Raw genomic sequence first — 4,123 nt, forward strand, 5'->3', positions numbered from 1 at the left:
ACCGGCGACTTCGATGCGGCGGCAAGGGATCTCAAAGACGCGCAGGAGATTTTCTCGGCGCTCAAGAATCCCAAGGACCTGGCGCTCGTGGCCGAGGGCCGCATCGAGTTGGCCGTTCGTGCCCATGACGGCGACGCGGCCGCCTCGGCGCTGCGCACGCTCAAGGGACTCGTCGACGAAAAGGACGAGTACGGCCGGCACAAACTGGCCGTGGTGGAGCTGCGCGTCGAACTGTTGCAGGACTCCCCCGCCCTTCCCTCGCGCCTTGAAAAGGCGGCCGAGCGCGCGCTGGGATTCTTTCAGACCCGCGGCTACCTCTCGCTCCTGTGGGAGACGAGCGCCCTGCTGGGCGAGCTGCGCCTTGCCACGGGAAATCCCGGCGGCGCGCGCGAGGCCCTGCTGCGCGCCAACGACGCCCACGAAGAGATCCGCCGCACGCTTCCCGCGCGCGCGCAGAGCGCCTACGACCAGCGCGCGGCCGTGCGCGCCTTTGCCCGCGCCTGCCGCGAGGCCCAGCTCGACAAGAGCAGCTTCGTGCTGCTGAAGATTCTCGAGTTCAACAAGAAGCTCAACGAGGGCTTCGGCATCCGCGGTGCCAGCGAGTTCCTCACCGACGTGCTCGACGAGGCCATTGCTCTTGTCCATGCCGACGAGGGTTATCTCTTCCTTGGAAAGGAAGTGCAGGCCGCGCGCTCGGCCGAGCGAAAGGACGTGGAGAGCGGCACCGCCCCACCCCACGAGACCATTGCCCGCACGCTGCTGGCCGAAGTGGGCCGCACGGGAAAGCCCGCGCTCGTATTTTCGAGCGATACCGAGACCCACGATTCCAAAGACCTGGGCGAGATGCTCAAGGAACTGAGCCTCGTCAGCCTGCTCGTCGTGCCCATCCGCGCGCGCGGTGAGGTGCTCGGCACCATCTATCTGCACAACCGCTACAACCGCGGCGCGTTCACCCAGGAGAACCTCTTTCTGATCGAGGCCTTCTGCGACCAGGCGGGCCTGGCGATCCTGAACTCGCGGCGCCTGGAACAGGCCCTCGATCACGAGCAGCGCCTGAGCGAAGAGGTGGAGTATTTAAAGCGCGAGCTCTCGGGCTCCCACCAGCTCGTCGTCGGGCAGTCGCGCCACTTTCAAAAAGCGCTGCGCACCGCCCGCAAGGCCGCGCGCTCGGACGCAAGCGTGCTCATCCGCGGCGAGACCGGCACCGGCAAGGAGCTCCTCGCCCAGGAGATCCACGCGGTCTCGGACCGCGCAAGCGCGCCCTACCTGCGCGTGAACGTCCCGGCGATTCCGGGCGAGCTTCTTGAGAGCGAGCTCTTCGGTCACGAGGCCGGCGCCTTTACCGGCGCGCGGCGCAGGAAGCGCGGACTCTTCGAGATCGCCGACGGCGGAACCATCCTGCTCGACGAAATCGGCGACCTGCCCGCTTCGAGTCAGGTCAAGCTCCTTCGCGTCCTGCAGGAGCGGCGCCTCACCCGCCTTGGCGGCACCAAGGAAATCCCCATCGATGTGCGCGTGCTCGCGGCTACCAATCGCGACCTCGAAGCGCTGATGAAGGAAAAACTCTTCCGCGAAGATCTGTTCTACCGCCTCAACGTCATCACCATCGACGTGCCGCCGCTTCGCGAGCGCCCAGAGGACGTGCTGCCGCTGGCCGAGCACTTCCTCACCCACTACGCCCGCCAGAGCGGCAAGCGCATCGAGGGGTTCGCCGCCCGCGCGAAGGAGGCCCTGCTCTCCTACACCTGGCCGGGCAACGTGCGCGAGCTCGAAAACCTCATCCAGCGCGCCGTGCTTTTGGAAGACGGCGAGCAGCTCACGCTCAGCGAAGCCCCGGGCCTCTCGGCCGCCACCCCTGAAGCCGCTCGCGGCGCCAAGAACTACCGCCGGCGCGTCAAGCAGACCCAGGCCGAAGCCATTCGCGAGGCGCTGGCCACCACCGGCGGCAACAAGAAGCAGGCCGCCCGCCTGCTGGGCCTCTCGCGCTCGAGATTCTACGAGCTGCTCGGGGAGCTGGGCGTGGGTTAACGCGGCGGGCCGTACGAAAGTGCGACAGCGCTTGCCCTCGGGGCCTGCGCGGGCCAAACTCGTTAGCGAATCATGCCAATGAATCTTTCAGGACTGGACCAGTTTTTTGCCTTGTGTGCGGCAGTCGGTGGGGCGCTGTTTGTCGTCCAGCTGTTTCTGCAGTTCGTCGTGGGGCACGACTCCGACGGGCTCGATGCCGACTTTGACGGCGACGTCGATGCGGACTTCGACGACGGCGGCCACGACGGGGCTGACAAGTCCTTCAAGCTGCTCTCGCTCCAGGGCATGACCGCCTTCTTCATGATGTTCGGGCTGGTGGGCCTCGCGCTTCACCGGCAGTCGCTGACGACAGAGCCCGTGGCAGTCGCCGGTGGCACGCTCGCCGGGCTGGGGACGACCTGGATCATGGGCCGCCTCTTCAACTTTATGAAGGGCATGCAATCGAGCGGCACCATGAAAATGAGTGACGCCATCGGGCGGGAAGGCTCGGTTTACCTGGGCATTCCCGAGGGTGGAACCGGCAAGGTGCAGGTCAGCGTCAGTGGCCACCTGAGCACCTTCGACGCGATCAGCGACAACAAGTCGGCCATCGAGACCGGAAGCGCCGTACGCGTCGTGCGCGTCGTAAACGAGCACGTGCTCGTCGTCGAGCCGGTCTAGCAAGAGTCTTCGATCGGGGCGGCGCGCGGTCTGCGTGCGCCGACAGGGGGAAACATGGAAATATTTGGTCTGGGCCTTGGTTACTGGGGCGTCGTCATCGCGGCATTCGTCTTCCTGATCGTCTCAACGATCATGTTCCTGGCTTCGCGCTACAAGCGCTGCCCCTCCGACATGATCCTCGTCGTCTACGGCAAGGTGGGCCAGGGCCAGTCCTCGAACTGCATCCACGGCGGCGGCACGCTCGTATGGCCGCTCATCCAGGACTACGCCTTCCTCAAGCTCACGCCGCTGACCATTTCGATCCCGCTGCGCAACGCCCTTTCGCTGCAGAACATCCGGATCGACGTGCCCAGCACCTTCACGGTGGGCATCTCTACCCAGCCGGCCATCATGCAGAACGCCGCCGAGCGACTGCTGGGCCTTGCAGGCAAGCAGATGGAGGACATGGCTCGCGAGATCATCTTCGGCCAGCTCCGCCTGACCGTCGCCTCGCTCACCATCGAACAGATCAACCAGGACCGCGAGAGCTTCCTGGCCGCCATTCGCAAGAACGTGGAGCCCGAGCTCAACAAGGTCGGCCTCTACCTGATCAACGTCAACATCACCGACATCACCGACGAGTCCGATTACATCGAGTCCATCGGAAAGAAAGCGGCCTCCGAAGCGATCAACCGCGCGAAGGTGGACGTGGCAGAGCAGGACAAGCTCGGCGCCATCGGCGAGTCCGAGGCCGTGCGTGAACGAGAGATCCGCGTGGCCGAAAACGTCGCCCAGTCCGAGAAGGGCAAGAAGGCCGCGCAGGCCGACCAGCGCATCTTCGTCCAGCAACAGGAAACCACGGCCGCCCTGGGCGAGGCCGAGGCCGAACGCAAGAAACAGATCGGCGTGGCAGAAAACGCCGCAGAGTCGGTGAAGGGCGAAAAGGCCGCTGAATCGAACCAGCGTATCTTTGTTCAGGAACGCGAGGCCGAAGCCGTCGCCGGAGAGAACGCATCGAAGGCGCGCATCGCCCAGGTCAACGCCGACCTGGCCACCAAGGAAGCGGCCGCCCGCCAGCAGGGCGAGGTCGCCCGCCGCGTCGCAGAGGTCGAGATCCAGAAGGCACAGGCCCGCGCCGAGGAAGAACGTCTGCGCGCGGCCGAAGTGGTCCGCGAAGAAATCGATCGCCAGAAGATGGAGATTGCCGCCGAGGCCGTCGCCGAAAAGACCCGCCGCGAAGCCAAGGGCAAGGCCGACGCCGTGCTCGCCCAGTATGAGGCAGAGGCCAAGGGTATCCGCCAGGTGCTCGACTCCAAGGCGGCCGGTTACCGCTCGCTCGTCGAGAGTTGCGGCGGGGATGCCCGCGCCGCGGCGACCTTCCTGCTCGTTGAAAAGCTCGAGCAGATCGTCGGCAAGCAGGTAGAGGCGATCCAGAACCTCAAGATCGACAAGATCA

The 4,123-nt window shown here is 65.6% G+C and carries 3 protein-coding genes; all 3 read left to right on the forward strand.

Going from position 1 to position 4,123, the window contains the following annotated elements:
• A partial coding sequence (locus KDH09_18880) for a sigma-54-dependent Fis family transcriptional regulator (GenBank protein ID MCB0221769.1) occupies positions 1-2,028 on the forward strand: 2,028 nt, incomplete at its 5' end.
• Positions 2,029-2,106: 78 nt separating this feature from the next.
• Positions 2,107-2,688: a hypothetical protein gene (locus KDH09_18885; protein ID MCB0221770.1), complete on the forward strand. Its 582-nt coding sequence runs from the start codon at positions 2,107-2,109 to the stop codon at positions 2,686-2,688.
• A gap of 54 nt (positions 2,689-2,742) precedes the next feature.
• Positions 2,743-4,123, forward strand: a 1,381-nt coding sequence (locus KDH09_18890; protein MCB0221771.1) for a flotillin family protein, incomplete at its 3' end; no start/stop codon positions are given.

Source organism: Chrysiogenia bacterium, assembly GCA_020434085.1.
Lineage (GTDB): Bacteria > JAGRBM01 > JAGRBM01 > JAGRBM01 > JAGRBM01 > JAGRBM01.